General features: G+C 58.5%; 25 protein-coding genes, 1 tRNA gene and 1 pseudogene. 11 read left to right on the top strand and 16 right to left on the bottom strand.

The window, feature by feature from the left end; all coding sequences use genetic code 11:
- Positions 1-2: 2 nt before the first annotated feature.
- A pseudogene (locus D3878_RS24185) lies at positions 3-182 on the top strand (DUF4172 domain-containing protein); the annotation flags it as partial.
- Positions 183-193: 11 nt separating this feature from the next.
- Positions 194-997: an HNH endonuclease gene (locus D3878_RS00320; RefSeq protein ID WP_119783658.1), complete on the top strand. Its 804-nt coding sequence runs from the start codon at positions 194-196 to the stop codon at positions 995-997.
- Between the two features lie 49 nt (positions 998-1046).
- Here D3878_RS00320 and D3878_RS23345 read toward each other — a convergent pair whose 3' ends face one another.
- Positions 1047-1523 (bottom strand): hypothetical protein, encoded by a 477-nt coding sequence (locus D3878_RS23345; protein WP_147383844.1) that lies wholly within the window; start codon positions 1521-1523, stop codon positions 1047-1049.
- Positions 1524-1587: 64 nt separating this feature from the next.
- Positions 1588-5457: a DUF3427 domain-containing protein gene (locus D3878_RS00310; RefSeq protein WP_119783656.1), complete on the bottom strand. Its 3870-nt coding sequence runs from the start codon at positions 5455-5457 to the stop codon at positions 1588-1590.
- 294 nt (positions 5458-5751) lie between these two features.
- On the opposite strand from D3878_RS00310, the gene prfB reads away from it, so the two are divergent.
- From prfB to D3878_RS00285, 5 genes are all read left to right on the top strand, one after another.
- Positions 5752-6856 (top strand): peptide chain release factor 2 gene (prfB, locus tag D3878_RS00305; RefSeq protein ID WP_119783655.1). Its coding sequence is split into 2 segments (ribosomal slippage): positions 5752-5832 and positions 5834-6856, totalling 1104 coding nucleotides; the frame shifts between segments, so codons are not numbered across the junction.
- 54 nt (positions 6857-6910) lie between these two features.
- A complete protein-coding gene (gene lysS / locus D3878_RS00300) occupies positions 6911-8449 on the top strand; it encodes a lysine--tRNA ligase (RefSeq protein ID WP_119783654.1) in 1539 nt (512 codons plus the stop codon).
- 180 nt (positions 8450-8629) lie between these two features.
- Positions 8630-9355 carry an outer membrane lipoprotein gene (locus tag D3878_RS00295; protein WP_119783653.1) on the top strand — a complete coding sequence of 242 codons (726 nt, stop codon included), beginning with the start codon at positions 8630-8632 and terminating at the stop codon, positions 9353-9355.
- Positions 9356-9450: 95 nt separating this feature from the next.
- The gene (locus D3878_RS24765; protein WP_119783652.1) at positions 9451-9630 is read left to right on the top strand and encodes a PAS domain-containing protein; all 180 of its coding nucleotides are present in this window, start codon (positions 9451-9453) and stop codon (positions 9628-9630) included.
- A 12-nt stretch (positions 9631-9642) separates the two neighbouring features.
- A complete protein-coding gene (locus D3878_RS00285) occupies positions 9643-10878 on the top strand; it encodes a PAS domain-containing sensor histidine kinase (RefSeq protein ID WP_119783651.1) in 1236 nt (411 codons plus the stop codon).
- Between the two features lie 22 nt (positions 10879-10900).
- Here the strand turns inward: D3878_RS00285 and iscX are convergent, their stop codons facing one another.
- The 12 genes from iscX to uvrB form a co-directional block, all read right to left on the bottom strand.
- Positions 10901-11095 carry a Fe-S cluster assembly protein IscX gene (gene iscX / locus D3878_RS00280; RefSeq protein WP_119783650.1) on the bottom strand — a complete coding sequence of 65 codons (195 nt, stop codon included), beginning with the start codon at positions 11093-11095 and terminating at the stop codon, positions 10901-10903.
- Between the two features lie 11 nt (positions 11096-11106).
- On the bottom strand, positions 11107-11445 hold the full coding sequence (gene fdx / locus D3878_RS00275) for an ISC system 2Fe-2S type ferredoxin (protein ID WP_119783649.1): 339 nt from the start codon (positions 11443-11445) through the stop codon (positions 11107-11109).
- Positions 11446-11489: 44 nt separating this feature from the next.
- Complete coding sequence (gene hscA, locus D3878_RS00270) at positions 11490-13355, bottom strand: Fe-S protein assembly chaperone HscA (RefSeq protein WP_119783648.1); 1866 nt, start codon at positions 13353-13355, stop codon at positions 11490-11492.
- Between the two features lie 13 nt (positions 13356-13368).
- Positions 13369-13884 (bottom strand): Fe-S protein assembly co-chaperone HscB, encoded by a 516-nt coding sequence (hscB, locus tag D3878_RS00265; RefSeq protein ID WP_119783647.1) that lies wholly within the window; start codon positions 13882-13884, stop codon positions 13369-13371.
- 149 nt (positions 13885-14033) lie between these two features.
- Complete coding sequence (gene iscA / locus D3878_RS00260) at positions 14034-14357, bottom strand: iron-sulfur cluster assembly protein IscA (RefSeq protein WP_119783646.1); 324 nt, start codon at positions 14355-14357, stop codon at positions 14034-14036.
- Positions 14358-14456: 99 nt separating this feature from the next.
- Positions 14457-14855: a Fe-S cluster assembly scaffold IscU gene (gene iscU / locus D3878_RS00255; RefSeq protein ID WP_119783645.1), complete on the bottom strand. Its 399-nt coding sequence runs from the start codon at positions 14853-14855 to the stop codon at positions 14457-14459.
- Between the two features lie 76 nt (positions 14856-14931).
- Positions 14932-16185 carry an IscS subfamily cysteine desulfurase gene (locus D3878_RS00250; RefSeq protein ID WP_119783644.1) on the bottom strand — a complete coding sequence of 418 codons (1254 nt, stop codon included), beginning with the start codon at positions 16183-16185 and terminating at the stop codon, positions 14932-14934.
- Positions 16186-16201: 16 nt separating this feature from the next.
- Complete coding sequence (iscR, locus tag D3878_RS00245; RefSeq protein ID WP_119787619.1) at positions 16202-16675, bottom strand: Fe-S cluster assembly transcriptional regulator IscR; 474 nt, start codon at positions 16673-16675, stop codon at positions 16202-16204.
- Positions 16676-17003: 328 nt separating this feature from the next.
- The gene (locus D3878_RS00240) at positions 17004-17336 is read right to left on the bottom strand and encodes a four-helix bundle copper-binding protein (RefSeq protein WP_476638914.1); all 333 of its coding nucleotides are present in this window, start codon (positions 17334-17336) and stop codon (positions 17004-17006) included.
- A 35-nt stretch (positions 17337-17371) separates the two neighbouring features.
- Complete coding sequence (locus D3878_RS00235; protein ID WP_147383843.1) at positions 17372-18316, bottom strand: hypothetical protein; 945 nt, start codon at positions 18314-18316, stop codon at positions 17372-17374.
- Between the two features lie 121 nt (positions 18317-18437).
- Positions 18438-19241: a uracil-DNA glycosylase family protein gene (locus D3878_RS00230; protein WP_119787618.1), complete on the bottom strand. Its 804-nt coding sequence runs from the start codon at positions 19239-19241 to the stop codon at positions 18438-18440.
- A 61-nt stretch (positions 19242-19302) separates the two neighbouring features.
- Positions 19303-21396, bottom strand: a complete 2094-nt coding sequence (gene uvrB, locus D3878_RS00225) for an excinuclease ABC subunit UvrB (protein ID WP_119783641.1) — start codon at positions 21394-21396, stop codon at positions 19303-19305.
- Positions 21397-21524: 128 nt separating this feature from the next.
- Between uvrB and D3878_RS00220 the strand changes: the two genes are divergently transcribed.
- The 4 genes from D3878_RS00220 (at position 21525) to D3878_RS00205 (ending at position 24257) form a co-directional block, all read left to right on the top strand.
- Complete coding sequence (locus D3878_RS00220) at positions 21525-22739, top strand: amino acid aminotransferase (protein WP_119783640.1); 1215 nt, start codon at positions 21525-21527, stop codon at positions 22737-22739.
- Positions 22740-22801: 62 nt separating this feature from the next.
- Positions 22802-22877, top strand: a tRNA-Asn gene (locus tag D3878_RS00215).
- Positions 22878-23227: 350 nt separating this feature from the next.
- Positions 23228-23728 carry an outer membrane lipoprotein gene (locus D3878_RS00210; protein ID WP_119783639.1) on the top strand — a complete coding sequence of 167 codons (501 nt, stop codon included), beginning with the start codon at positions 23228-23230 and terminating at the stop codon, positions 23726-23728.
- Between the two features lie 76 nt (positions 23729-23804).
- Positions 23805-24257 (top strand): NUDIX hydrolase, encoded by a 453-nt coding sequence (locus D3878_RS00205; RefSeq protein ID WP_119783638.1) that lies wholly within the window; start codon positions 23805-23807, stop codon positions 24255-24257.
- A gap of 62 nt (positions 24258-24319) precedes the next feature.
- Here D3878_RS00205 and D3878_RS00200 read toward each other — a convergent pair whose 3' ends face one another.
- Both D3878_RS00200 and D3878_RS00195 read right to left on the bottom strand, forming a co-directional pair.
- Positions 24320-24637 (bottom strand): hypothetical protein, encoded by a 318-nt coding sequence (locus tag D3878_RS00200; protein WP_119783637.1) that lies wholly within the window; start codon positions 24635-24637, stop codon positions 24320-24322.
- A gap of 90 nt (positions 24638-24727) precedes the next feature.
- Positions 24728-25477 carry an SIR2 family NAD-dependent protein deacylase gene (locus D3878_RS00195; RefSeq protein ID WP_338016797.1) on the bottom strand — a complete coding sequence of 250 codons (750 nt, stop codon included), beginning with the start codon at positions 25475-25477 and terminating at the stop codon, positions 24728-24730.
- Positions 25478-25572: the final 95 nt, after the last annotated feature.

Raw genomic sequence — 25572 nt, 5'->3', positions numbered from 1 at the left:
CAAAGCGGCTCAACCGGCTGCTGGACGGCTTCGAAGGCAAGCTCACCAGCAGCAAATGGGGCGCCATCGCCAAGTGTTCGCCGGATACGGCGCTGCGCGACATCAATGAGATGATAGGATTTGGTGTGCTGCGCAAGGCGCCGGGGGGCGGGCGTAGTACGGCTTACGAATTGGCGGACTGAGATCTTTCGACATGGCAGAAAAACACCAAGGCTGGACACGCAATCAACTTTTAGTCGCGTTTTATCTCTACTGCCAGATGCCATTCGGCAAAATGCATTCGAAGAATGGCGACATTATTAAGTTCGCGGCGCTAATCGGACGCACTCCTTCTGCATTAGCGATGAAGCTCACCAATATTGCGAGTCTTGATCCTGCAATTACATCCACCGGCCGAAAGGGACTCACGAGCGCCTCCGCATCCGACAAAAAAATGTGGGAGGAAATGCAACACGGTTGGGAAGACTTCGCGTTGGAAAGCCAAGCCGAGGTAGATGCACTTTTGCCGACGGCTGATGAAATGGAAAACGATTTGACATCGCAACCGCTGGGCACCGCCGATGGCGAATCGCCTGAAAACTATGTGGGCACCGAAAAAATCACCCAAGCGAAAATACGTATCGGGCAGAATTTCTTTAGACGCTCAGTGATGAGTGCTTACCAAAACCGATGTTGCATCACAGGGTTGTCACACTCTCGCTTGCTCGTTGCGAGTCATATTGTCCCATGGCGTTGGGACGCCAACAATCGCCTGAACCCCCGCAACGGATTGTGTTTATCAGCATTGCACGACCGAGCCTTTGATCAAGGATTGATCACCTTAACCACTGAATTCAGGGTGAAGGTATCCAAAGAAATTAAAACTGGCGAAAGCAATCTTTTTTCTTCCGAATGGCTATCAGGAATCGAAGGGAAACTGATTGCATTACCTGAAAAATTTCAGCCAGATAAAGAGTTCATCGAATGGCACCATGCGCATGTCTTTTTAAGCGAGTGACGCGTTCGGACAGCACAATTTCGTAGACTGGATATTCAATTCATTCATATCAGCATCGAGACTCTCTATATTGCCGACGCAACCGCATTAGGTCTGACTGCACGTCCGACAGCATTGCCTTGGTAACGCTGCGTTCGGCCTGCTCGGCTAATGCGATTTCTTGATCCAACCGACTGCACTGAGTACGCGCCTCGGGCTTGAGTGCCGCACGGCGATGGCGCTTGGCACGTTGCTCTGGCGTTTCTGCAAAAATCGGTTCCCATGCCTTGGCCATTTGTTCATCACTGCGTTCTTGGCGCACATCCTTACCAATACGCTCATTTCCCGTCGACTTATCGACTCCACGGGTAGGCTGAATATCCAGTCGCTGTGCCCCGAGACACGGGGAATCGGAATAGACGACTTTACCATTGATCTCGCACTTGAATACGGTGCGCGAAGGAACGGGGAGGCTCTGGGCATACGCAGGTACCAGCAGCTGAATAGTTAAAAAAAGTGGGCTTAGAAGGAATGCTAATGACTTCATAAACATGGTGCCGGTATTGTTGGTGTTATTGGAGGCATCACAAGCAGCGCCAAGCGTTGGAATATCAAAAATTTACGAGTTCAAAAATCACGCTCATCGGACTGCTTCCCGTATGACTGCCATACCGGACCGGTCCATAATAAACGAATGGTGCGGCCTTGCCATTTCCCAGTTTGCCTTCTCGTACAAACAGGTGAATGGCGATCCCCAACTTCTCATGCTCGATAATTTCCTGTCCGCGCTTGCTGGCCGGCGTCGTGGAATTTTGGCTTTGCCAATGAAAATGGGTGTCATCGATCCAGTGATCCAGATAGCGATGATCTTCCGACTTACCCTGCTTGTTCAGCGTGACAAGCAATACATGCGCTTTCTTGTCGCTCAAATTGACGTGGCCGACATTCCAATTACCAGGGTTGAAGCTTTCCCCGAAAAGCGCAGGAATCTCTTCGCGCATGAAGGATTGACCAAGGGCGATGTCCAGCGGGTCAATGACGGCCTTGAAACGCGCCAGCGTACGCATCTCGTCAGTCGCTGGCATATCTTCATAATCCGGATTATGCGCATGAAGAATATAGCTACCATCGGCAGACTTCAATACTTCACGCAAGAGGTACTGGCTGTCTCCGCTTCCGCCATCATCACGCTCGATGGCCACGACAGCCCCCGTAATCGAACCGGCCTTCGTCGGCGACAAATGTTCCAGCAAGAGATAATCGTCGTCATGAATCGGGCTTTTCCCGCCATTCATTGAATTTCCTGAAGCACGCGCAATGAAGTGGCGTTGCGGGTCCAAGCGTCCAAATCCGCCTCCCAGCCCGCGATACTCCTCGACATCAGCAGAGCCGGTCTTGAAATGACCGCAAGCAATTTTTAAATTCGGGAAATAGGGTAACTCGGTGCGATTCCGACTTGCTGCATTTTCAGTACGCTGGAATGGCAAGACATTGCTCTGTTCGACCGAACTTGTTCGACGGATTTCATAGGCAGCAAGACGGTAATCTACAAGCTCCTGCAACATCGGCTCAAACACATCTCGATGCTCTGGCATTACAGCAAACACAGGTTGAAAGTAATCGCCAGCCACTTCAAAAAACGGACTCCCTTTAACTATGTCTTTTCTCTTAATCCAAGCAACAATTGGATTATTTGACCAATATTTTTTCCATGTTTGGTTATAACCATCTGGCAAACTTCTTTCATCGCCGTCCAAATCCGTAAGCAAGTCTCGGCGGCGCTGCAACACATCCCATGAACGAGCGGCCAAATCATCTATCGTCGGTGCTTTCTGCCATCCATCGATTTCTTGAAAAGCCTCCAGCAAAACCATTTTGAAGCTTTTGGTCATCGCAGTGACTTCGACTTCCTTCAAGAAGTCGCGATATTTCTCAACAATAGCGGCCTCTGACGAAGTCAAGTCACTCATGGCGCCAACCAACTCAAACCAGCCACCGTACTGCTTGCGCATCGTCTGCAAACTCGCGCCAGCACGATAAAACTCGGCAAGCGAAGGCCTGCGTCCAAGCCCTTCCCGCAGCGCCTCGTATTCTTTTTGAATACCATCGCCATCGAGCGACTTTAGAAAGTCAATCAATTGCAAGTCATAATTCACATAGCAACCATCCGGCAATTCCAATCGGCCATGTTCGGCTTTACGCGCGAATTCAGCCAATTTCTTGTAGCCACTGCCGACATCGAATAGTGCCTGTGGCTTATGCAAAAAGCTCTTGTGATTGCCGATGAAATCGAGCACTACCAATTTTTCCTTGACATCGCTCTTGCGTAAGCCGCGACCAAGCTGCTGAAGGAAGAGAATCTTGGATTCCGTCGGTCGCAGCATCATGACCGTGTCGATGGCCGGCAAGTCAACACCTTCGTTGAACAAGTCAACAGAAAAAATCACAGCAAGCCGGCCATCCCGTAGCCGCTCCAGAGCATCCGCACGGCTCAGGCTCGAACCAGCATAGACTGCCGCACAAGCAATACCCTCTTTACTAAACTGGCTCGCCATGAATTCGGCGTGCGCGATCGAAACGCAAAACGCCAGAGTTCGCTGCTGCTTGCGCTTCCGCCACTCCCTGAGCGCGTGTCTTGAGCGTCCCAAGGTTGCTAGCTTATTGGACAGTTTTTCTGGATCAAACCTCCCGTTACGCCAGGGTATTTCCGAGTAGTCCACCGTATCGTCATAAATGCCGAAATAGTGGAATGGCACGAGCAGGCCAGAGTGAATGCCGTCAAACAAGCCACGAGTGAATACCAGATTGTCATCACACAGCGACAAGATATCCGAGTGATCGGAGCGGTCCGGCGTGGCGGTCAACCCGAGCAAAAATCGCGGCGCAAAATAACTGAGCAAACGTCGATAGGTGGGAGCCGCCGCATGGTGAAACTCGTCAATGACGATGTAATCGAAATGCTGAGGCGAAAAGCGCTCCAGGTGACAATCGCGCCCGAGCGTTTGCACTGAAGCGCACAGGACATCAACTTCAACATCCCGAGTTTTTCCCATGTAGAAACCAACCCGGCAACGAGGCCGGATGCGCAAGAATGTTTGCGCAGCTTGATTTAATATCTCTTCACGATGGGCTACAAACAAAACCCGACGCGCCCCTACCTGTTCAGCATCGAATGCTGCGAGCCAAGTCTTGCCAAGGCCAGTAGCCAATACAACCAAGCCCCGACGAAAACCCTCATGGCGTGTATCAGCCAATGCCTGCAATGCATCGAATTGCACGACAGTCGGCTCGGGCGGCGGTTCTTGTTCCTGACTACCCGCCTCCACTGCGCGCGGTAGCGGCACACGGCGTGCCTCATACCGATCAATCCAGGCATCGGTCAGGGACAGGCTGCGCGGATGAGAAAATAGCTCATCGAATCTGGCGCGAACTTCTAAAAACCCTGAATCTCCCGGATAATCGACACGGTAATTCCATTCGAGGCCGTTTTGTAGGGCTTGCCTGCTGATATTGCTTGAGCCGACGAAGGCGGTGCCCTGCAATCCGCCTTCGCCGTGAATGCTCGCGAACAAATAGGCTTTCAGATGGAAGCTGCTGCCCGCTGATTCATACACACGTACTTGCGCCCCCTGCTCCTGCAGCAGCATCAACAAACGCAGCGCCTCCGGATCGGTAACATCGAGGTAATCGCTGGTCAATATTCTGACGCGCACTCGCGCAGAATTCCCGTTTTCTTTTTTCACAAGCGCGCTTTGCAAATCCGGCAGCAGCAAGCGAAGCCCGGTCGTTTTGATGAAGGCGACCGCCAAATCGACTTCCGAAGCCTTGTTCATAGCCTCGCACAGATGCGGCAAGAACGGATCGTCGCCACCAGTCACAAGCCGACTTTTCCCCGGCATGGCGCGCATGATGATCGCATTGAGCCATTGCTCCGAACGCCCCGGACGCTGGTCGGCTGTTTCCCAGCATTCAATACTCAAGAGGTCCGGCAGTATGCCCAACCATTCGCGAAGTTGGGGTTCACTGATATCCGTGAAATGGCGGCCGCCTTGCGTCCGCTCGCCTACACCGATTTTAAAGCTGAGATAAAAAGCCCCGCCCGGCTTTAATGCCGCCCACAGCGACTGCAAGGCCGAAGAAATTTCCGTTGCCGGCAAATGGAGCAGGCTTGCACAAGCCCATATGCCGTCGTAACAAGAAACCTCACCCACGTCAGCGAAACTGCGCACGGCGACTTCGATTCCGGCATGCGCAGTTGCCATACGCGCCAACTCAGCCGAACCATCAAAAGCGGCGACACGAAAGCCGCGTTGCATGAATGCTTTGGCATCGCGACCAGAGCCGCAGCCAGCGTCGAGGATCAGACTGCCGGGACTCAGCACCGAAAGGAATCGGTCATACAGGACCGACATATCAACGGAAACAGTATTCGAAAAAAAGTCTGCAGCGTTGTTGTTGTAGTAAGCGAGCGTGTCGATCATGCGTAGGCTAATTGACGGCAGCGTAACGGTGCGGCCTGATTTAGTTAACAAAATGCATTGTACAGACTGCCTCATGATTTGTTGCTTTCTTGTAGTACAGCCACGACCACCAAGCGTCAAAATTAGTCGGGAATGCAATTTTCAGCGATCGACAAGAGGCCAATAATTGCAATTAAGTCAATTTTTCATTTTTAATATATCAGCCACCTAACAGGCAGACGAAGCGTCACGCGCCAAGCCCACTTCCCCGCTCAGGTATAATGTCCGGTTTTACCGCACACACTAAAATCCACCATGGAAGCAGAACGCCTCAACGCCCTTTCCGCCCTGCTGGCGGACCTCACCACCCGTGAGGTTGAACTTCGGGGGTATCTTTGACTTCGCTGCCAAGTCAGAGAAACTAGAACAAGTCAACGCCGAACTGGAAGACCCGAACGTCTGGAATGACCAGAAGCGGGCCCAGGACCTCGGCCGTGAAAAGAAATCCCTCGAAGCCATCGTCACCTCGCTGACCGAGATCGAATCCGGCCTGCGCGACGCCGCCGACCTGTTCGAGATGGCGCGCGAAGAAGGCGATGAAGACACCCTCATCGCCATCGAAGCCGATGCCGAAGAACTGCGCAAACGCGTCGAAGGCATGGAATTCCGCCGGATGTTCAACAATCCGATGGACCCCAACAACTGCTTCATCGATATCACGGCCGGCGCCGGCGGCACCGAGGCGCAGGACTGGGCTTCGATGATCATGCGGCAATACCTGCGCTATTGCGAACGCAAGGGCTTCAAGACCGAAATCCTGGAACAGTCCGACGGCGAAATCGCCGGCGTCAAGACCGCCTCGATCAAGGTCGAGGGCGACTACGCCTACGGCTTCTTGCGCACCGAGACCGGTGTGCACCGCCTCGTGCGCAAATCGCCGTTCGACTCGGCCAACGGCCGCCACACCTCGTTCTGCAGCCTGTTCGTCTATCCGGAAGTGGATGACTCGATCGACATCGACATCAACCCGGCCGACGTGCGGGTGGATACCTACCGCGCTTCCGGCGCGGGCGGCCAGCACATCAACAAAACCGATTCCGCCGTGCGCCTGACGCACGCGCCGTCCGGCATTGTGGTGCAGTGCCAGAACGACCGCAGCCAGCACCGCAACCGCGCCGAAGCCTGGGACATGCTGAAGTCGAAGCTGTACGAACTGGAACTGCGCAACCGCATGAGCGAGCAGCAGAAGCTGGAAGACTCCAAGACCGATGTCGGCTGGGGCCACCAGATCCGCTCCTACGTGCTGGACCAGTCGCGCATCAAGGATTTGCGCACCGGTCACGAAGTCGGCAATACCAAGGCCGTGCTGGACGGCGACCTCGACGACTTCATCGGCGCTTCGCTCAAGCAGGGCGTTTAAGCCACCGGCGCCATGCGGCGCCGGCCTTCAATCATAAGAACACGCATTCCCAACATGACTCAGCAAACTGCTCAACAACCCGATAATGCGGCGCAGCCGCTAGACGAGGGCTCCATCATCGGCGAGCGCCGCGCCAAGCTGGCGGCGATCCGCGAGAAAGGCGTCGCATTCCCCAACGACTTCCGCCCGCAGCACAAGGCGGCCGACCTGCAGGCGCAGTACGGCGAATCAGCTGCCGAAGCGCTGGAGGAGCAGGCCATCAAGGTATCGGTGGCCGGCCGCATGATGTTGAAGCGCGTGATGGGCAAGGCGTCGTTCGCTACGCTGCAGGATGCTTCCGGCGTCAGGGCCGATGGCCGTATCCAGCTCTTCATCACGAAGGATTTGCTTGGCGAAGAAGACTACGCCGCCTTCAAGCACTATGACCTGGGCGACATCCTCGGCGCCGAAGGCACGCTGTTCAAGACCAAGACCGGCGAACTGTCGGTGAAGGTGACCAAGCTGCGCCTCTTGACCAAGTCGCTGCGCCCGCTGCCGGACAAGTTCCATGGTCTCGCCGACCAGGAAACCAAGTATCGTCAGCGCTATGTCGACCTGATCATGAACGAGGACACGCGCCGCACCTTCAAGGCGCGCACCGCCGCGCTGTCGTCGATCCGCCGCTTCATGGAAAAGAACGACTTCATGGAAGTCGAGACACCGATGCTGCACGTGATCCCGGGCGGCGCCGCGGCCAAGCCTTTCATCACCCACCACAATGCGCTCGACATGGAAATGTTCATGCGCATTGCGCCCGAGCTGTACCTGAAGCGCCTGGTGGTGGGCGGCTTCGAGCGCGTCTTCGAAGTCAACCGCAACTTCCGCAACGAGGGTGTGTCGCCGCGCCACAATCCTGAATTCACCATGATGGAATTCTATGCGGCGTATGTCGATTACCAGTGGCTGATGGAATTCACCGAGCAGGTGATCCGCCAGGCCGCCATCGATGCGCACGGCACCGCCAGCCTGACCTACCAGGGCCGCGAACTCGATTTGAGCAAGCCCTTCGAGCGCCTGACCATCGTCGGCGCCATCAACAAGTACGCGCCGCAATACACCCACGAGCAATTGCACGATACGGACTTCCTGCGGGCGGAACTGAAGAAGTTTGGCGTCAAGCCGCACGTCATTTCCGGCCTGGGCGCGCTGCAATTGTCGCTGTTCGAGGAAACCGCCGAGGCGCAGCTGTGGAACCCGACCTACATCATCGACTATCCGGTGGAAGTCTCGCCGCTGGCGCGCGCTTCCGACACCGTGCCCGGCATTACCGAGCGCTTCGAGCTGTTCATCACCGGCCGCGAGATCGCCAACGGCTTTTCCGAGCTGAATGACGCCGAAGACCAGGCTGCGCGCTTCCAGGCGCAAGTCGCCGCCAAGAACGCCGGCGACGAGGAAGCCATGTATTACGACGCCGATTACATCCGCGCGCTCGAATATGGCCTGCCGCCGACCGGCGGCTGCGGCATCGGCATCGACCGCCTGATGATGCTGATCACCGATTCGCCGAATATCCGCGACGTCATCCTGTTCCCGCACCTGCGCCGGGAAGACTGATCGGGTTTTTTTACCATGCAAAAGAGGGGCCGCTTTCGCGGCCCTTTTTGTTTGCGCCCGCCGGCATTCGTTACATACGCTTACACCTGTCACAGTTTGGCCTCTAGGTTTGATGAAACTTTCCTTTGATAATCAGTTCATAGGAAGACAACATTCAATTCATCAAGTATGGGAGCCCGCATGGAAGCCAATCACAAGCCGAACCGCATTCATCCTCTGGTGGCGACTGCCGCCGTTGCCGTCACAGTATTGAGCCTGACCGGCGTGGCCGCCATTACCGGCCTGCTGCCGACCTCGCACGGCGAAAGCGGCCCTGGCAGTGCGGCGGCGGTCGCCAGCCTGATGGCGCCGGCGGCAACAGGCGCTGCTGCACAGGTCGGTGGCGGATCATCCGCGGATCCCGCGCAGGCCAATGCAGCCGCTTCCGCCACCGCTGCGCCAAAGGCCCAGCTGGCAGCCGAGGAAGCCGAAAAGCCGGCACCCAAAGCCGCCCCGAAACAAACCTCACAGCAGCATAGCCCGCGCCCGGCCTCGACCAATTATTCGCAAAAGACTTCACAAGCGCGCCCCATCTGCTACGATTGCGGCAAGGTGGAATCGGTCCAGGCGATCCAGGAACAGGGTCAGGCCAGCGGCGTCGGCGTGGTCGCCGGTGCGCTATTGGGTGGCGTGCTGGGCAACCAGGTCGGCGGCGGCAGCGGCCGCAAGCTGGCGACCGTGGCCGGCGCAGTGGGCGGCGGCTTTGCCGGCAATGAAGTCGAGAAACGCAGCCGCGCCACCAGCAGCTACCAGGTACAGGTGCGCATGGAAGACGGCGCGGTGCGCAGCTTCAAGCAGACTACCGACAACTGGCGTGTCGGCGACCGCGTACGCATCGTCAACGGCGAGCTGAGCTTGCGGGGTTGAGCCAAGGGGCCGCAGTGCGGTCCCTTTTTTGTTCTGGAAGAATGCAGGATTCGCCGCAAACATTGGTATAAAATCACAAACTCGACAGTACGGATATTGTCACCCATGACGGACGCTGCTTCAAGGTACGCACCATCCCCTACTGCAGCCACGACAATCTCATCAATGGCGTGGTGATCACGTTTAGCGGCATCACCGTCGCCAAGATGCTTGAAGAACCGTTGCGCCAGGAAATTGAAACTTCCACCATGCGCAAAATGCCATTGATTGGATAGCCCACGGTCGCCATGAAACCTAAAAATGAAATTTCAGGCAGTCCGAAAAATCTGCGCCAGCCCGCCCGGGATCACCTGGATGAGCAAGCGGCCAGGGCACAGTGCGCCCCGATAGAATCGGACGCCCAGAAACAGTTGCAAGAACTGCACGTCCACCAGATTGAACTGGAAATGCAGAACGCCGAGCTGCAACAGGCCCGCACCAACAGCGATGTGAATCTGGCACGCTATACCGATCTCTATGATTTTGCGCCGATCGGCTATTTCACCCTCGATTGCGATGGCAGCATCCTGGAGGTCAATCTTACCGGTGCGACCCTGCTGCGCACCGAGCGTAGCAGGCTGTCCGGGCAGCCCCTGAGCAATTTCATTGCGCCAGAGAGGCAGCCGGAATTTCGGAATTTCATGCGGAAAGTCATGCTGGGACAGGGTAAGGAAATCCATGAAATGGGATTTCTGAATGCGGAGAACGAGCCGCTGATTGCGCACATCGAAGCCACGATGGATGCCAGCGGAAAAGCCTGCCGTCTGGTGATGCTGGACATTACCGAGCGAAAACAAACCGAAGAAGCCCTGCGCTACTCGCGCGAGATGCTGCGGCACATGGTGTCACACCAGGAGCATGTCAAGGAAGACGAACGCAAGCGCATTGCCCGCGAAATCCATGACGACCTGGGGCAGAACCTGCTGGCCCTGCGCCTGGACATCGCCATGCTGCATGAACGCACCAGCCAGCACCATCCGCGCCTGCACCGGAAAACGGCTGCCGCACTGGAGCAAATCGATACCACGTTGAAAGCCGTGCGCACCGCCATCAACAACCTGCGACCGACCGTGCTGGACTTGGGCCTGAATGCGGCAATCGAGTGGCTGGTGAAGGATTTTCAGCAGCGCAACGGCATCCGCTGCACACTGATCATGGATGAAACGGAGTTCGCGCTGGATGACGAGCGCGCCACTGCGCTATTTCGCATCCTGCAGGAATCGTTCAACAACGTGCTGCGCCATGCCAATGCGGATCATGTCCGCGTCGAGGTACGCAGCGACGGCGCCAGCATCTTCATGACCATTGGCGACAATGGCGTCGGCTTTTTCCCGGGCTGCCGGCGCAAGGCGAATTCGTTTGGCTTGCTGGGCATTACCGAACGCGTCAATGCGCTGCACGGCAGGCTGGACATCGACAGCTGCCAGGACAAAGGCACCTGCCTGAGCATTTCACTGCCGCTGAAAAGCTCCGGGGCAGACTGAAAAAACCAGGCGCGCGGCCTGCCTACTTCGCTTCCTCGATCCAGGCGGCCTGGATCGCTTCGAGGATCTTTTCGCCGGAACGCTGGTGGTCGTCATCGAAGCCGTCCAGCGCGCAGACCCAGTTAAACAGGTCGGTAAAACGCACCGTCAGCGGGTCGATGTCCGGATACTTGTCGTGCAAGTCTTCGGCGATCTGGGTAATGTCGGTCCATTTCATGACTATTGTCCTCAGTGGTTTTCGCTGACCTGGTTGATGGTGTACTTGGGGATCTCGATCACCAGGTCTTCATCGCCGACCACCGCCTGGCAGGACAGGCGCGATTGCGCTTCCAGGCCCCAGGCCATGTCGAGCAGGTCTTCTTCCTTTTCCTGCGCCTCGTTGAGCGAATTGAACCCTTCGCGCACCACCACGTGACAGGTGGTGCAGGCGCAGGATTTTTCGCAGGCATGTTCGATCTCGATATCATGCGCGAGCAGGGTGTCGCACACGGTCTTGCCCTTTTGCGCGTCGATGACGGCGCCTTCCGGGCAGAGGGTGGCATGGGGCAGGACAACGATCTGTGGCACGGCTTACCTCGGGTTCAAATGGTTTAATTTATTCTGTCGCCGCTTCAGGCGATCTCGTCGAGCTTCTTGCCGGACAGGGCCTGACGGACGCTGCGGTCCATCCTTCTGGCAGCGAAGTCTTCGGTGCCGTTGGCGAGTGCCTGCACCGCCGCCTTGATGGCGTCGTGGTCGCTGCCCTGCGCGAGCTGGCGCAGATTATCGATCAGGGCAAGTATCGCCGCGCGTTCCTCGTCATCCAGCAGGCTTTCATCGACTGCCAGCGCCGCTTCGGTCGCCAGCAGGATGCGCTCGGCCTCGACCTGCTCTTCGCGCAGCGCGCGCGACTGCATGTCGCTCTCGGCCGAAGTGAAGGAGTCCTGCAGCATCCTGGCGATCTCGTCGTCGGACAGGCCATAGGATGGCTTGACGGTGATCGAGGATTCGACACCCGAGCGCAGTTCGCGCGCCGACACCGACAGCAAGCCATCGGCATCGACCTGGTAGGTGATGCGGATGCGGGCGGCGCCGGCCGCCATCGGCGGAATGCCATGCAGCTCGAACTTCGCCAGCGAGCGGCAGTCGCTCACCAGTTCGCGTTCGCCCTGCACCACGTGGATCGCCAGCGCGGTCTGGCCATCCTTGAAGGTGGTGAATTCCTGCGCGCGCGCGCAGGGAATCGTGGAATTGCGCGGGATGACTTTCTCGACCAGGCCGCCCATGGTTTCGATGCCGAGCGACAGCGGGATCACGTCCAGCAGCAGCCAGTCGTCGCCCGGCGCGCGGTTGCCGGCCAAAAGATTGGCCTGGATCGCCGCGCCAAGGGCGACCACCTTGTCGGGGTCGATGTTGGCCAGCGGCGTAGTCTTGAAGAATTCACCGACCGCCTTGCGGATGTTCGGCATGCGGGTGGCGCCGCCGACCAGCACCACGCCATCGACATCTTCTTCCGAGAGACCGGCGTCGCGCATGGCCTTCTTGCACGGCACCATGGTTTTTTTCACCAGGTGCTGGGTGATCTCGGCGAAGGTCGCCGCGGAAAGCGTCAGGTGCACCTGTTCGCCGCTTTGCAGCACGGCGTCGATCTGGGTTTCGGACTTGGTGGAGAGCAGTTCCTTGGCTTCGCGCGACTTCACCATCAAGAGGCGCGTGTCCTGGTCCGACAGCGGCGCCAGCTTTTCCTGCTCGGTGATCCAGCACAGCAGGCGATGGTCGAAGTCGTCGCCGCCCAGCGCCGAATCGCCGCCGGTGGCCAGCACTTCGAAGACGCCCTTGGTCAGTTTCAGGATCGAGATGTCGAAGGTGCCGCCGCCGAGGTCATAGACGGCATAGATGCCCTGCGGGTCGTGGTCGAGGCCATAGGCGATGGCCGCCGCGGTCGGCTCGTTCAGCAGGCGCAGCACATTCAGGCCGGCCAGTTTTGCCGCATCCTTGGTGGCCTGGCGCTGGGCATCGTCGAAATAGGCCGGCACCGTGATCACCGCGCCGACCAGTTCGTCGCCGAGCGCATCTTCCGCATGCTGGCGCAGGGTGGCAAGGATTTCCGCCGACACTTCGACCGGGCTTTTCACGCCGGCCACCGTCTTCAACTGCACCATGCCCGGCGTGTCGAGGAAGTCATAGGGCATGTTCTCGGCGTGGGCGATATCCTTCAGGCCGCGGCCCATGAAACGCTTGACCGAGACGATGGTGTTTTTCGGGTCGGTCACTTGCGCCGCCTGCGCCTTGTAGCCGATGTGAGCATGGCCGTTGGCCAGGTAGCGCACCACTGACGGCAGCAACGTCCTGCCCTCGTCGTCGGCCAGCACTTCCGGGATGCTGCTGCGCACGGTGGCGACCAGCGAATTGGTGGTACCGAGGTCGATCCCGACCGCCAGCCGGTGCTGGTGCGGCGCGGTGGACATGCCCGGCTCGGAGATTTGCAGAAGCGCCATAAACTATGTATTCCTAATCGCTGACCAGGTCGAACACCCTGGCCACTTCATCTTCGAATTTTTCGACAAACATCATGCGCCGCACACCAAGCGCCGCCGCATGGAAATCGCCGGTATCAAGCTGCGCCGCAAGACCTGCGACTTCCGCCTTGCGCGCCGCCAGTAACTCGCCTTCCAGGCTTTCCAGCGCGCCGATGTCCTTGGCCGCATGGGCGTCTTCCAGCGCTTCGCGCCATTCCATCTGCTGCATCAGGAAGGCCGGCGGCATGGCGGTGTTGGATTCGACCTGCAGGTCGACGCCATTGAGTTCGCACAGGTATTTTGCGCGCGCCAGCGGATTTTTCAGGGTCTGATAGGCTTCGTTGGCGCGGGTTGCCCATTGCATGGCCACACGCTTTTCAGCGCTGCTGGCACTGGCGAAGCGGTCCGGGTGCGCCTGGTTCTGCACTTCGTGGTAGGCACGGTCCAGCGCTGCGAGGTCGATCTCGAAGCGCTGCGGCAGTTGAAAAAGGTCGAAGTGAGTCTTCATGATTGTGGGAAAGAGTTTGAAGCGAGCCAGGGTTTCAAGCCGCAAGCGGCTTGCTGGTGTAGCGGCACAAGCATACAAGCTTGTGCCTACGCGCCCCTCGCCGAATTACTCTGTCCCCAACTGACTTTCAGGTTTTTGATTTGGTGGCTTTAAATGCGGAAGCTCTCGCCGCAGCCGCATTCATCCTTCATATTGGGATTGCGGAACTTGAAGCCTTCATTCAAGCCTTCGCGCGCAAAATCCAGCTCGGTGCCGTCGATGTACGGCAGGCTCTTGGGATCGACGAAGACTTTCACGCCATGCGACTCGTACACCTCGTCATCGGCGCTGCTCTCGTCGACATACTCCAGCTTGTAAGCCATGCCGGAGCAGCCGGTGGTGCGCACGCCGAAGCGCAGGCCGATGCCCTTGCCGCGCCGCTCGATGTAACGGCTGATATGCTTCGCCGCTTTTTCCGTCAATGTGATTGCCATCTTGCTTTCCTCAACGCCTCGCCTTTCCGGACGAGGATATCCTGCACCTGCTTATTTGCTGGCTAACTTGCTAGTTTACTTTCTGCCTGCGCTTGCGACTTACGCGGCTTCCTTGGCCGCGCCGTGCTTGGCCTGGTAATCCTGCACCGCCGCCTTGATGGCGTCTTCCGCCAGGATCGAGCAGTGGATCTTCACCGGCGGCAGCGCCAGCTCTTCGGCGATCTGGGTATTCTTGATCGACAAAGCCTGGTCGAGGGTCTTGCCCTTGACCCATTCGGTCACCAGCGAGCTTGATGCGATCGCCGAGCCGCAGCCGTAGGTCTTGAATTTCGCGTCCTGGATCACGCCGTCTTCACCGACCTTGATCTGCAGCTTCATGACGTCGCCGCAAGCCGGCGCACCGACCATGCCGGTGCCGACCGTGTCGTCGCCCTTTTCGAAGGCGCCGACGTTGCGCGGGTTTTCATAGTGGTCGAGGACCTTTTCCGAATATGCCATTTCAAATCTCCTAGTTAGTTGGGGACAGAGTAACTCGTCGCACGGCGGCGCCTCGCAAACTCTTTCCCCAATTTAATCAATGTGCTGCCCACTGGATCGAGCTGATGTCGATCCCTTCCTTGTGCATGTCCCACAGCGGCGAGAGTTCGCGCAGCTTGCCGACCTTGGACTTGAGCAGCTTGATCGTGAAATCGACGTCTTCCTCGGTGGTGAAACGGCCGATGGTGAAGCGGATCGAGCTGTGCGCCAGTTCGTCGCTGCGGCCCAGCGCGCGCAGCACGTAGGACGGCTCCAGGCTGGCCGAGGTGCAGGCCGAACCGCTTGATACGGCGATATCCTTGATCGCCATGATCAGCGACTCGCCTTCGACGTAGTTGAAGCTGACGTTGAGGTTGTGCGGCACGCGGTGCTCCATGTCGCCGTTGACATAGACTTCCTCGATTTCCATCAGGCCCTTGGCCAGGCGGTCGCGCAAGGCGCGGATACGTGTCAGTTCCTCATCCATTTCCTCGCGGGCGATGCGGAAGGCTTCGCCCATGCCGACGATCTGGTGCGGCGCCAGGGTGCCCGAACGCAGGCCGCGCTCATGGCCGCCGCCGTGCATCTGCGCTTCAATCCGCACGCGCGGCTTGCGGCGCACGTACAGGGCGCCAATGCCCTTGGGGCCGTAAGTCTTGTGGGCGGAGAAGGACATCAGGTCGACCTTGGTCTTTTCCAGGTCGATCTTGACCTTGCCGGTCGCCTGCGCGGCGTCGCTGTGGAAAATGATGCCCTTGCTGCGGCACAGCTCGCCGATTTCGTCGATCGGCTGGATCACGCCGATTTCGTTGTTGACCAGCATGACCGAAACCAGGATGGTGTCCGGGCGGATCGCTGCTTCCAGCTGGGCGATGGTGATCAGGCCATTGTCCTGCGGCTGCAGGTAAGTCGCCTCGTAACCCTCGCGCTCGAGTTCGCGCACGGTGTCCAGCACCGCCTTGTGCTCGGTCTTGACCGTGATGATGTGCTTGCCCTTGGTCTTGTAGAAGTGCGCGGCGCCCTTGATGGCCAGGTTATTGCTCTCGGTGGCGCCGGAAGTCCAGATGATCTCGCGCGAATCGGCGTTCACCAGGGCGGCGACCTGCTCGCGCGCCTCTTCGACGGCCTTTTCGGCGGTCCAGCCATACATGTGGCTGCGCGAGGCGGGGTTGCCGAACTGCTCGCGCAGGAACGGGATCATCTTGTCGGCTACGCGCGGGTCGATCGGCGTGGTCGCCGAATAATCCATGTAGATCGGGAAGTGCGGCGCCTTGAGGGTATCCAGCAGGCTCTTTTCCAGGGGGGCGTTCATTCTAATTAACTCCAAATTAAACCACTACGTGGGGGCGCACGACGGAAACCACGCGCTGTTCAGCGGCCTTATGCCTTTGCTGATCCACCAAATCTTTCAGGGAAACCGAATCCAGGTATTCAACCATCTTGGCATTCAGGGTCGACCACAGGTCATGCGTCATGCACTGCAGGCCGGCCTCATGGTCGGCGCCCTGGCAATTGCCCTTGCCGCCGCATTGGGTTGCATCCAGCGGCTCGTCGACGGCAATGATGATATCGGCCACCGTGACATCTTCTGGACGCCGGGCAAGATTATAGCCGCCTCCGGGACCGCGCACAGACTCGACGATCTCGTGGCGACGCAGCTTGCCAAACAGCTGTTCCAGGTAAGACAAGGAAATCTCCTGGCGCCGGCTGATGCCGGCCAGCGTGACTGGCCCCTTATCCTGCCGCATGGCCAGGTCGATCATCGCGGTCACGGCAAAGCGGCCTTTGGTCGTCAATCTCATTTGTCGTCCACCTTCGATGCGTAATAAATGCCCTGTAAATGCCTGTAAATACCCTGCAATATCGGTTGCCGGGATTTTATTGCCTTCCGGCAGCAACCTTGCAGAAAATTTCCTGAATTCCCTGATTAGTTGAGTATTTAATTCAAGTATATCAAAGTTGACTAAAACCGTCAGGAATACGTCGCAGGCGGAAATGTCCGGCGGCGGCCGCAGCAAGCTCAGCGGAAAAACATTCCGCTTCCGGAACGACGGGCAAGGATAGTCCGGCCCGCAAGCCGGGCCCTGGCGCCGGCCGGAAAGCCGGCAGGAAGGTCGACAGGAAAGCGATTTAAGGCAGCTTGACCACCATCGATTCGATCACCTGGCGGCAACTTTCGGCACAGCGCCGGCAGGATTGAGCAGCGTCGGCCATGCCGCCCGCCTGCTCGCACCCCTGGGCGCAAACATCGCAGATGGCTGCGCACAGCTGGCAGGTCTGATCGAGAAAGTGCGAGCCGCGCAGCATGAAATCGGCGCAAAACTGGCTAATTGCGGCGCAATCGATCATGAGGCGGAAATGTCCCGCCTCCAGATGCGGGCCGCCGCTCTCCTGGCTATGGCTCATCGCCATCTGCAGGCAACTGTTATGGCATTTTTGACATGCCTCAATGCATTTTTTCATTTCTGCACTGACTGGATGATGCATGGCGCCGTCCTTTAATTGAACTTCATCTGCAGCCTTAAAAACACGGTGTAAGCAGTGTTTTTGTCACCGTAATACGGCAAGAGTTCAGCCGGGAATGTGCGCCGGCTGACGAGCGCGCCGACCCCCAGCGTGGCCGGACCGCGCGTCTTTGGCTCATACAGATAGCCCACGCTCATCTTGTTGGTCTGGTAGCTTTGATTGTTGGGACCATCTTCGTAGCGGAACAACTCTTCATGACCGGCGCGTTCGATGCGGCCGAACAGGGAGTGCTCCTGGCCGAGGCGCAACGCGGTATCCAGCAAATAGGCGCCACCCTCGCTGCCGGACGATCCTTTGCCGCGTCCGTACGCCAGCGTGGCGTGCCAGGGATTGCCATTAAAACCGCCGCGATACGTGACCGACGCGGTCTTACGGCGGCTTTTCTGGTCCTGGCGGAACTGGTCCGGGCTGCGGAGGAAGCCACGGCTGAACTGCAGCGCCCAGTGCGGGCCGAATTTGTAGGCAAGGCGCCTGGAGGCCGAATGGATCCGCAGCCATTCGGTATTGCGGTACTGGTCGGATTCACGTTCCCTGAACAGCGCACCTTCGAGCTTGAGGTTGCGCCAGGTGTAACCCAGCGCCGCCATGCTGGTGCCGCGGTTGCGGGAATTGAGCCAGTGCACGCTGGGCCAGAAACCGACGATCCGATTCACATTTTCAATGGTGCCGGAATCGAACTGGACGCGCAGTCCGGTCGGCACGGGAACCGCCGCCTCGCCGGAGAGGGACGGCTCGTCTGCGTCTGCGCTTGCCTGCGCCAGCTCGTCCGCACCGTGACTTGACGGCACATCTTCCGTTACGGCAGCCTGGCCGTAGTCTTCGCTGTAGGAAGCTGCTTGCGCTGCCTGGGCCGCCGCCTGAGCTGCCCACGCACACACACAACCACAAGACAATGCCGCCACTCGCGTCGCGTTCATCGCTGCCTCCCTCATTGGAATTTGCCGGCAATGCTTAGAGGCGGGTAGCATAAGAATTGTTACCGCAAACGAACGCCGTTCCTTGATACCTCACAAAGTTCCAGCCCCGGCTTGACGGCGGTCAGTCCTGCCGGGCGCGGGCGCCTTGCAGCAGATGCATGGGGGCGAACAGGGCCTGCATCGTCGGGTTGAGGATGAAGCTGAGGTTGTACGGATGTTCCGAGACCGCCTGCGGGAACTGCGCCAGCGCAGGCACCGACTGCAACTGTTCCGCGATTTTTCCCCACAACACCAGGGTCGGCGCCGCCGCGCCGGCCTGTCGCGCGTGGTCGGCCAGGGCGGCCAGCACGCATTGCAGGAAAGGCTGCCATGCCTTGGCTTCCTTGAGCGGCGGCACATGCGGACGATAGACCAGCGCCGCGTTCAACAACAGAAAGCCATGCGCGCCCAGATTTTGCTGCAATTGCGCCAGGGTCTGGACCAGCCCCGAAGCAGGCGCGTTGGCCTCGGCAGCGACATGTGCCAAAGCGTCGCCGGAGGTATGCCCGGGCGCAAGGCGGCCATCGGCGACCAGCAGCATCTTCATGAAGTTGCGCAGCGAAGTCGCGCGATTGACCTGTTTGGACAAGCCACCCGCCGACCACAGCGATTGCACCGCGCCATCCATGAAGCAAAAGCCGGTGGCACTTTCCGGACGTGGATAAGGCCCCTCGCCGACCAGCACGTAACGCACTACGGGCAATGGCTGGGCGAAGGCGGCGAACAGCCGGCCTTCGGTCGGCAGGTAACTGTCGGCAAGCAGTTCGCCCAGATAGGCGGGATGAGCGGCGGCCAGCGCTTCCAGTCCGGCGCGCAAGGCAGGCCGCCACGACGGCTCGGCCAGGGACAGCATCTCGAGGATGACGGGAGGAATGGTAACGGACATGGCGAACGCCTCAATCGAAAAACAGCGATTGTAGCGGCAGTGCGCCGCCGCCGGCACCTGGCTATTTGCCGGTCAGCGACACCACATTGTCGGCGCCGGCCGCACCGAACAGGCTTTCCTTCAAGGCGTGCAACTGGTCGCGCACCTGCGCCGCCTGTTCGAATTCCAGGTTCCTGGCATGCTCGACCATCAGCTTTTCGAGGCGCTTGATCTCCTTGCTGACCTGCTTTTCGCTCATCGCCTCGTAATCCTTGCGCTCCTGCGCCACCTGCAACTCCAGGCGTGCCTCATGCGGATTGTAGACGCCGTCGATCAGCTCGCGGATCTGCTTGGAGACGCCGCGCGGGGTGATGCCGTTGGCCAGATTGAAGGCCACCTGCTTGGCGCGGCGGCGCTCGGTCTCGTCGATGGCGCGCCGCATCGAATCGGTGATGCGGTCGCCGTACAGGATCGCGGTGCCGTTGAGGTTGCGGGCGGCGCGGCCGATGGTCTGGATCAGGCTGCGCTCCGAGCGCAAAAAGCCTTCCTTGTCGGCGTCGAGGATCGCCACCAGCGACACTTCGGGGATATCCAGTCCTTCGCGCAGCAGGTTGATGCCGACCAGCACATCGAAGGTACCCAGGCGCAGGTCGCGGATGATCTCGACCCGCTCGACGGTATCGATATCGCTGTGCAGGTAGCGCACCTTGATGCCGTTCTCACCCAAAAATTCGGTCAATTGCTCGGACATCCGCTTGGTCAGCGTGGTCACCAGCACACGTTCGCTCTTTTTGATGCGCTCGGTGATTTCCGACATCAGGTCGTCGACCTGGGTGCTGGCCGGACGCACGATGATCTGCGGATCGACCAGGCCGGTGGGCCGCACCACCTGCTCGACCACCTGGCCGGAATGGGTCTTTTCATAGTCGGCCGGCGTCGCCGAGACAAACACGGTCTGGCGCAGCTTGCCTTCGAATTCGTCGAAGCGCAGCGGCCGGTTGTCCAGCGCCGACGGCAGGCGGAAGCCGTAATCGACCAGGTTGGTCTTGCGCGCGCGGTCGCCGTTGTACATGCCGTTCAGCTGCCCCAGCAGCACGTGCGACTCGTCGAGGAACATCAGCGCATCCTGCGGCAGGTAATCGACCAGCGTCGGCGGCGGATCGCCCGGCTTGGCGCCGGACAGATGGCGCGAATAGTTCTCGATGCCCTTGGTGAAGCCGATTTCCGTCATCATCTCGAGGTCGAAGCGGGTGCGCTGCTCGAGGCGCTGCTCTTCCACCAGCTTGTGCTCCTTGCGGAAAAACTCCAGCCGTTCGCGCAATTCTTCCTTGATGGTTTCGATGGCACGCAAGACGGTCGCGCGCGGCGTGACATAGTGCGAGCCCGGATAGACGGTGAAACGCGGGATCTTCTGCCGCACGCGGCCGGTGAGCGGGTCGAACAGCTGCAGGCTGTCGATCTCGTCGTCGAAGGTTTCGATGCGCAGCGCCAGCTCGGCATGCTCTGCCGGGAAGACGTCGATGGTGTCGCCACGCACACGGAAGGTGCCGCGGGAAAAATCGACCTCGTTGCGGCTGTACTGCATCTGGATCAGGCGGGCGATGACGTCGCGCTGGCTCACCTTGTCCTTCGAACGCAGGGTCAGGATCATCTGGTGGTATTCGTTGGGGTTACCGATACCGTAGATGGCCGAGACGGTGGCGACGATCACCACGTCGCGCCGCTCCATCAGCGACTTGGTGCACGACAGGCGCATCTGCTCGATATGCTCGTTGATCGAGGAATCCTTCTCGATGAACAGGTCGCGCTGCGGCACGTAGGCTTCCGGCTGGTAGTAATCGTAATAGCTGACGAAATACTCGACGGCGTTACGCGGGAAAAATTCGCGGAATTCGCTGTACAGCTGCGCCGCCAGGGTCTTGTTGGGGGCGAAGATGATGGCCGGGCGCCCCATGCGGGCGATGACGTTGGCCATGGTGTAGGTCTTGCCGGAGCCGGTTACGCCCAGCAGTGTCTGGAACGACAAGCCATCATTGATGCCTTCCACCAGCAGGTCGATTGCCGCCGGCTGGTCGCCGGCCGGCGGGAACGGCTGGTACAGCTGGTAGGGAGAATCTTCGAAAGTAACGATGCGCGACTCGTCGATGCCGGCAGGCACCTGGGTTAATTCAGCCATGAATGTTCGACCTTTGATAGAATATTAGGTTGCAATCCAGTGCAAAACCCGTTCAAGACCCGTGGCTTTGTCGATTGGACAACCCTGCTGCACCATCACCAACGCAGCCAACTTTTCATGTTATCACGATGACCGCACCTCTTTCCGCCTCCCTTTTCGGCGCCATTGAAATGGCCCCGCGCGACCCCATCCTCGGCATTACCGAGGCATTCAATGCTGACAAGAACCCGGGCAAGACCAACCTGGGTGTCGGCGTCTATTACGACGACAACGGCAAGGTGCCGTTGCTGGAATGCGTGAAAAAGGCCGAAGCGCAGTTGATGGAAAAGCTGGCGCCGCGCACCTACCTGCCGATCGAAGGCCTGGCAGCGTACGACAAGGCAGTGCAGGAACTGGTGTTCGGCGCCGACAGCGCCGTCATCACGGAAAAACGCGCGGTGACCGCGCAAGCCATCGGCGGCACCGGCGCATTGAAACTGGGCGCCGACTTCCTCAAGCGCTTTTCGCCGGATTCGCAAATCTGGATCAGCGACCCGTCCTGGGAAAACCACCGCGCCCTGTTCGAATCGGCCGGCTTCGTCGTCAATAACTACCCGTACTACGATGCCGCCACCCGTGGCGTGAACTTTGGCGGCATGCTGGCCGCCCTGAAGGACATGCCAGCCGGCGCCATCGTCGTGCTGCACGCCTGCTGCCACAACCCGACCGGCGCCGACCTCACCGAAGAGCAGTGGACCCAGGTCATTGAAGTGGTTGCCCAGCGCGGCCTGATCCCCTTCCTCGACATGGCTTACCAGGGCTTTGGCGACGGCATCGATGCCGACGGCAAGGTGGTGCGCCGCTTCGCCGACGCCGGCGGCCCGCTGTTCGTCTCGAATTCGTTCTCGAAGTCGTTCTCGCTGTACGGCGAGCGCGTCGGCGCCCTGTCCATCGTCGCCGCCAGCGCCGAGGAAGCCGCCCGCGTGCTGTCGCAACTGAAGCGCGTGGTGCGCACCAACTATTCCAACCCGCCGATCCATGGCGGCCAGGTGGTTGCCACCGTGCTGTCGACACCGGAACTGCGCAAGCTGTGGGAAGAGGAGCTGGCCGGCATGCGCGTGCGCATCAAGGAAATGCGTGGCGAGCTGGTGAAAAAACTGAAAGCCAAGGCTCCTGGCCAGGATTTCGACTTCGTCATCCAGCAGCGCGGCATGTTCTCGTATTCCGGCCTGACCAAGGACCAGGTCGGCCGCCTGCGCGAGGAATTTGCGATCTATGCAGTCGACACCGGCCGTATCTGCGTGGCAGCCTTGAACTCGCGCAACATCGACAATGTGGTCGATGCCATCGCCAAGGTGCTGTAATCAACAAAATTGCCGCAAGGCTTTGACAAGATCGTAGATAGCCCCTATAATCTTGTCTCCTTTCCCTGATAGCTCAGTTGGTAGAGCGACGGACTGTTAATCCGCAGGTCCCTGGTTCGAGTCCAGGTCGGGGAGCCAAGCTTCATTAAGGGGCCACGTGAAAACGTGGCCCCTTTCTCATTTCCGACGCAAAACAATACCATTTCACGTTTTCGTGCAATATTCCAGTCGCGGCTCATGCCGCCGGGCGCTAGCGCTTTTCCGCAGGACCGATGTTATGTGCTGCCGAGAATACGCGCATGTCGATGGCATGGGAAATACCCACGCCCCTGACGCGCGCACATTTTTATCCAGGGAATTTTAAAATTCCTTACGCCCCAGGCGCCCTTACAAAACCTTACATATGAAACACATTGCCGGCTAGCACCTCCAAAGCAAAAGCCGTAATCTGCTTGCATGTAACGCCAAGGCGTCCTTTCTGATTTGCCATGAAACCATCCCAATTTGCCATGAAAACAGGTCACTTGTCGCACCTCATCCCGTCTTTGCTGACACGCGCCACAGCTGCCGTGCTGCTCGTCGGCACACTCAGCGTCGGGACACCGATTGCCGCACAGGCAGCGCCACCAAATCCTCATGCCCAGTCAGCTTGCCGCAATTGCGGGACGGTGATCTCAACCCATACCCATCAAAAGCCGGCTGAAAAAGGCAGTGGAGTGGGTATTGCTTCAGGCGCCGTGATCGGCGGCCTGCTCGGCAACCAGGTTGGTGGCGGCAGCGGCCGCGCACTGGCGACCGTGGCCGGCGCCGTCGGCGGCGGCTATGCCGGCAATGTGGTGGAGAAAAAAATGAATTCGACTACGGTCACCCAGGTACGCGTCAGAATGACGAACGGCTCGGTGCGCTCATTTTCCGAAGCCGGGAACAGCCGCTGGCACTCCGGGCAACGCGTGAAGGTGAGCAATGGCACGTTGACCCCAAGGAGATAATTCCATGTCGGAGAAACGCACCGACCTGGCAGAGTCGATCGAAGCATTTCACTTGTTTTCCCTTTAAGGAGTTTGCATGACAGCATTGGCTCATGCCACAGTACCCATTGAAATGCCAACTTCCTGTGGCACCCTCATTCTCAATCAGCGCGGACAGCTACTTGTCTGCCACGTCACTGGCACCCGTCACTGGGATATTCCCAAGGGAATGCGAGAATCCGGCGAGTCCACGCTGGAAGCGGCAAAGCGGGAATTAATGGAAGAAACCGGCCTCGATTTTGCCCATTCCGCATTTGAAGAAATCGGTGGCTTCGCCTATCAAAAGCACAAAAGACTGCATCTGTACAAGGTGCGTGCGCCGGAAAATCTGGAATGCCTTGGCCACCTTGTCTGTACCAGCCATTTTTCCCATCGCGAGACGGGTGCGCCGACACCGGAGATGGATGGCTATACCTGGGCGACGCGTGAGGATATTCCATCGTTGTGCCTGCTGCCGATGGCGCAGCAATTGCTCTCCCTGGATTGGTAGAGATAGCCCGTCCTGGCAGAAGAAAACCGGCTTGCGCCGGCTTTCTTCTTTGTCTTGCGTAATTATTTTCCGGCGTCTGCTTCACACTTTTTCATGAACGACGTCTTCGCCGCGCCGGCCAAATGCTTGCCATGCTTGTCGACTGCTTTCGTTTCGCAACTCGCAGCCACTGCGCCTTTATCGCCTGCTTCGCATTTCTTCATAAAAGACGCTTTTGCAGCACCGGCCAGTGGCTTGCCGTTCTTGTCCACTGCTTTGCTTGCGCAACTGGCCATGGGCGGCGTTGCGGCCTTATCGGGAGATGAAGGTGCTGGTGTTTGAGCACAAGCAATGCCTGCAGTAAAGAAAAGGCTGACGGCAGCCAGGATAAGTTTTTTCATTGCGATATTCCTCCAGAATAAGGCGGTATGCCTGCTTGAAAAACGCCGCCTGCCCAGATAACGTTGACAACAAATCCGAATGTAGCCCATTTAAATTATTGGTCTAAAAATGGGCACAATGTTCTCTAAGACCTTGGTAATACGGGTAATGCCATCCAGGGCACCCAGAGAAATGGCGATGTCTCGCACCAGTCCCACCTGATATTCGGTTGGATTGATGCGGATCAGCGGACATCCCGCCTCCTCGCCAAAGTAGCGTACGGTTGGTATGGCCGTGCCTGCGCCGATTTCGATTACGATCGGCCTTTCCGTCCGTGCCATCCAGGCATCGAATCTGGTTTTTTGACGCTCGGCATTTTTCCCATTCCAATCCCAATCGCCGAACATCATGATGTTGGGGCGCGCAAGGCCACCGCAGGCAGGGCAGGTCGGCAAAGCAGACTGCAATTTGCAATGCGCGATATCAATGACAGGCACAAAGTCATCCGCCGGCCAGGTCGATTGGCCGCACGCGTTGAAGCATTGAAGATGGTGGATCGAACCATGACACTCAATGATGCGATCCGGATCGAAACCCGCCTTCTGGAATTGGCCATCGACGTTGCTGGTGAAGACGAAAGCGCCGTTGGGCATTTTCCGGGACAGGTTCAACAGCCGGGCAAATCCCGCATGCGGAACAGCGTCCCGATACAGATTGAGACGGTGGCCATAGAAGCCCCAGGCAATGGCAGGCATCGATTCGAAGGCCTTGGGATTGGCCACTTCGTAGAACCGCATACCGAGATCGCCCAGCGCCGGGTAGGCTTTCCAGAAGCCGTTGTCGCCCCTGAAATCGGGCAAACCGGAGTCGATGCCGATGCCGGCGCCGGCAGTAATAAGAGCAGACTATCCGCCTGGGAAATCAGTTCGGCTGCCTCGAAGCAGGCGGCGTCGAT

This window comes from Noviherbaspirillum sedimenti (assembly GCF_003590835.1).
GTDB lineage: Bacteria > Pseudomonadota > Gammaproteobacteria > Burkholderiales > Burkholderiaceae_D > Paucimonas > Paucimonas sedimenti.
The sequence above is the reverse complement of the archived record's forward strand: the minus strand, read 5'-3'. Positions and strand labels throughout refer to the sequence as shown.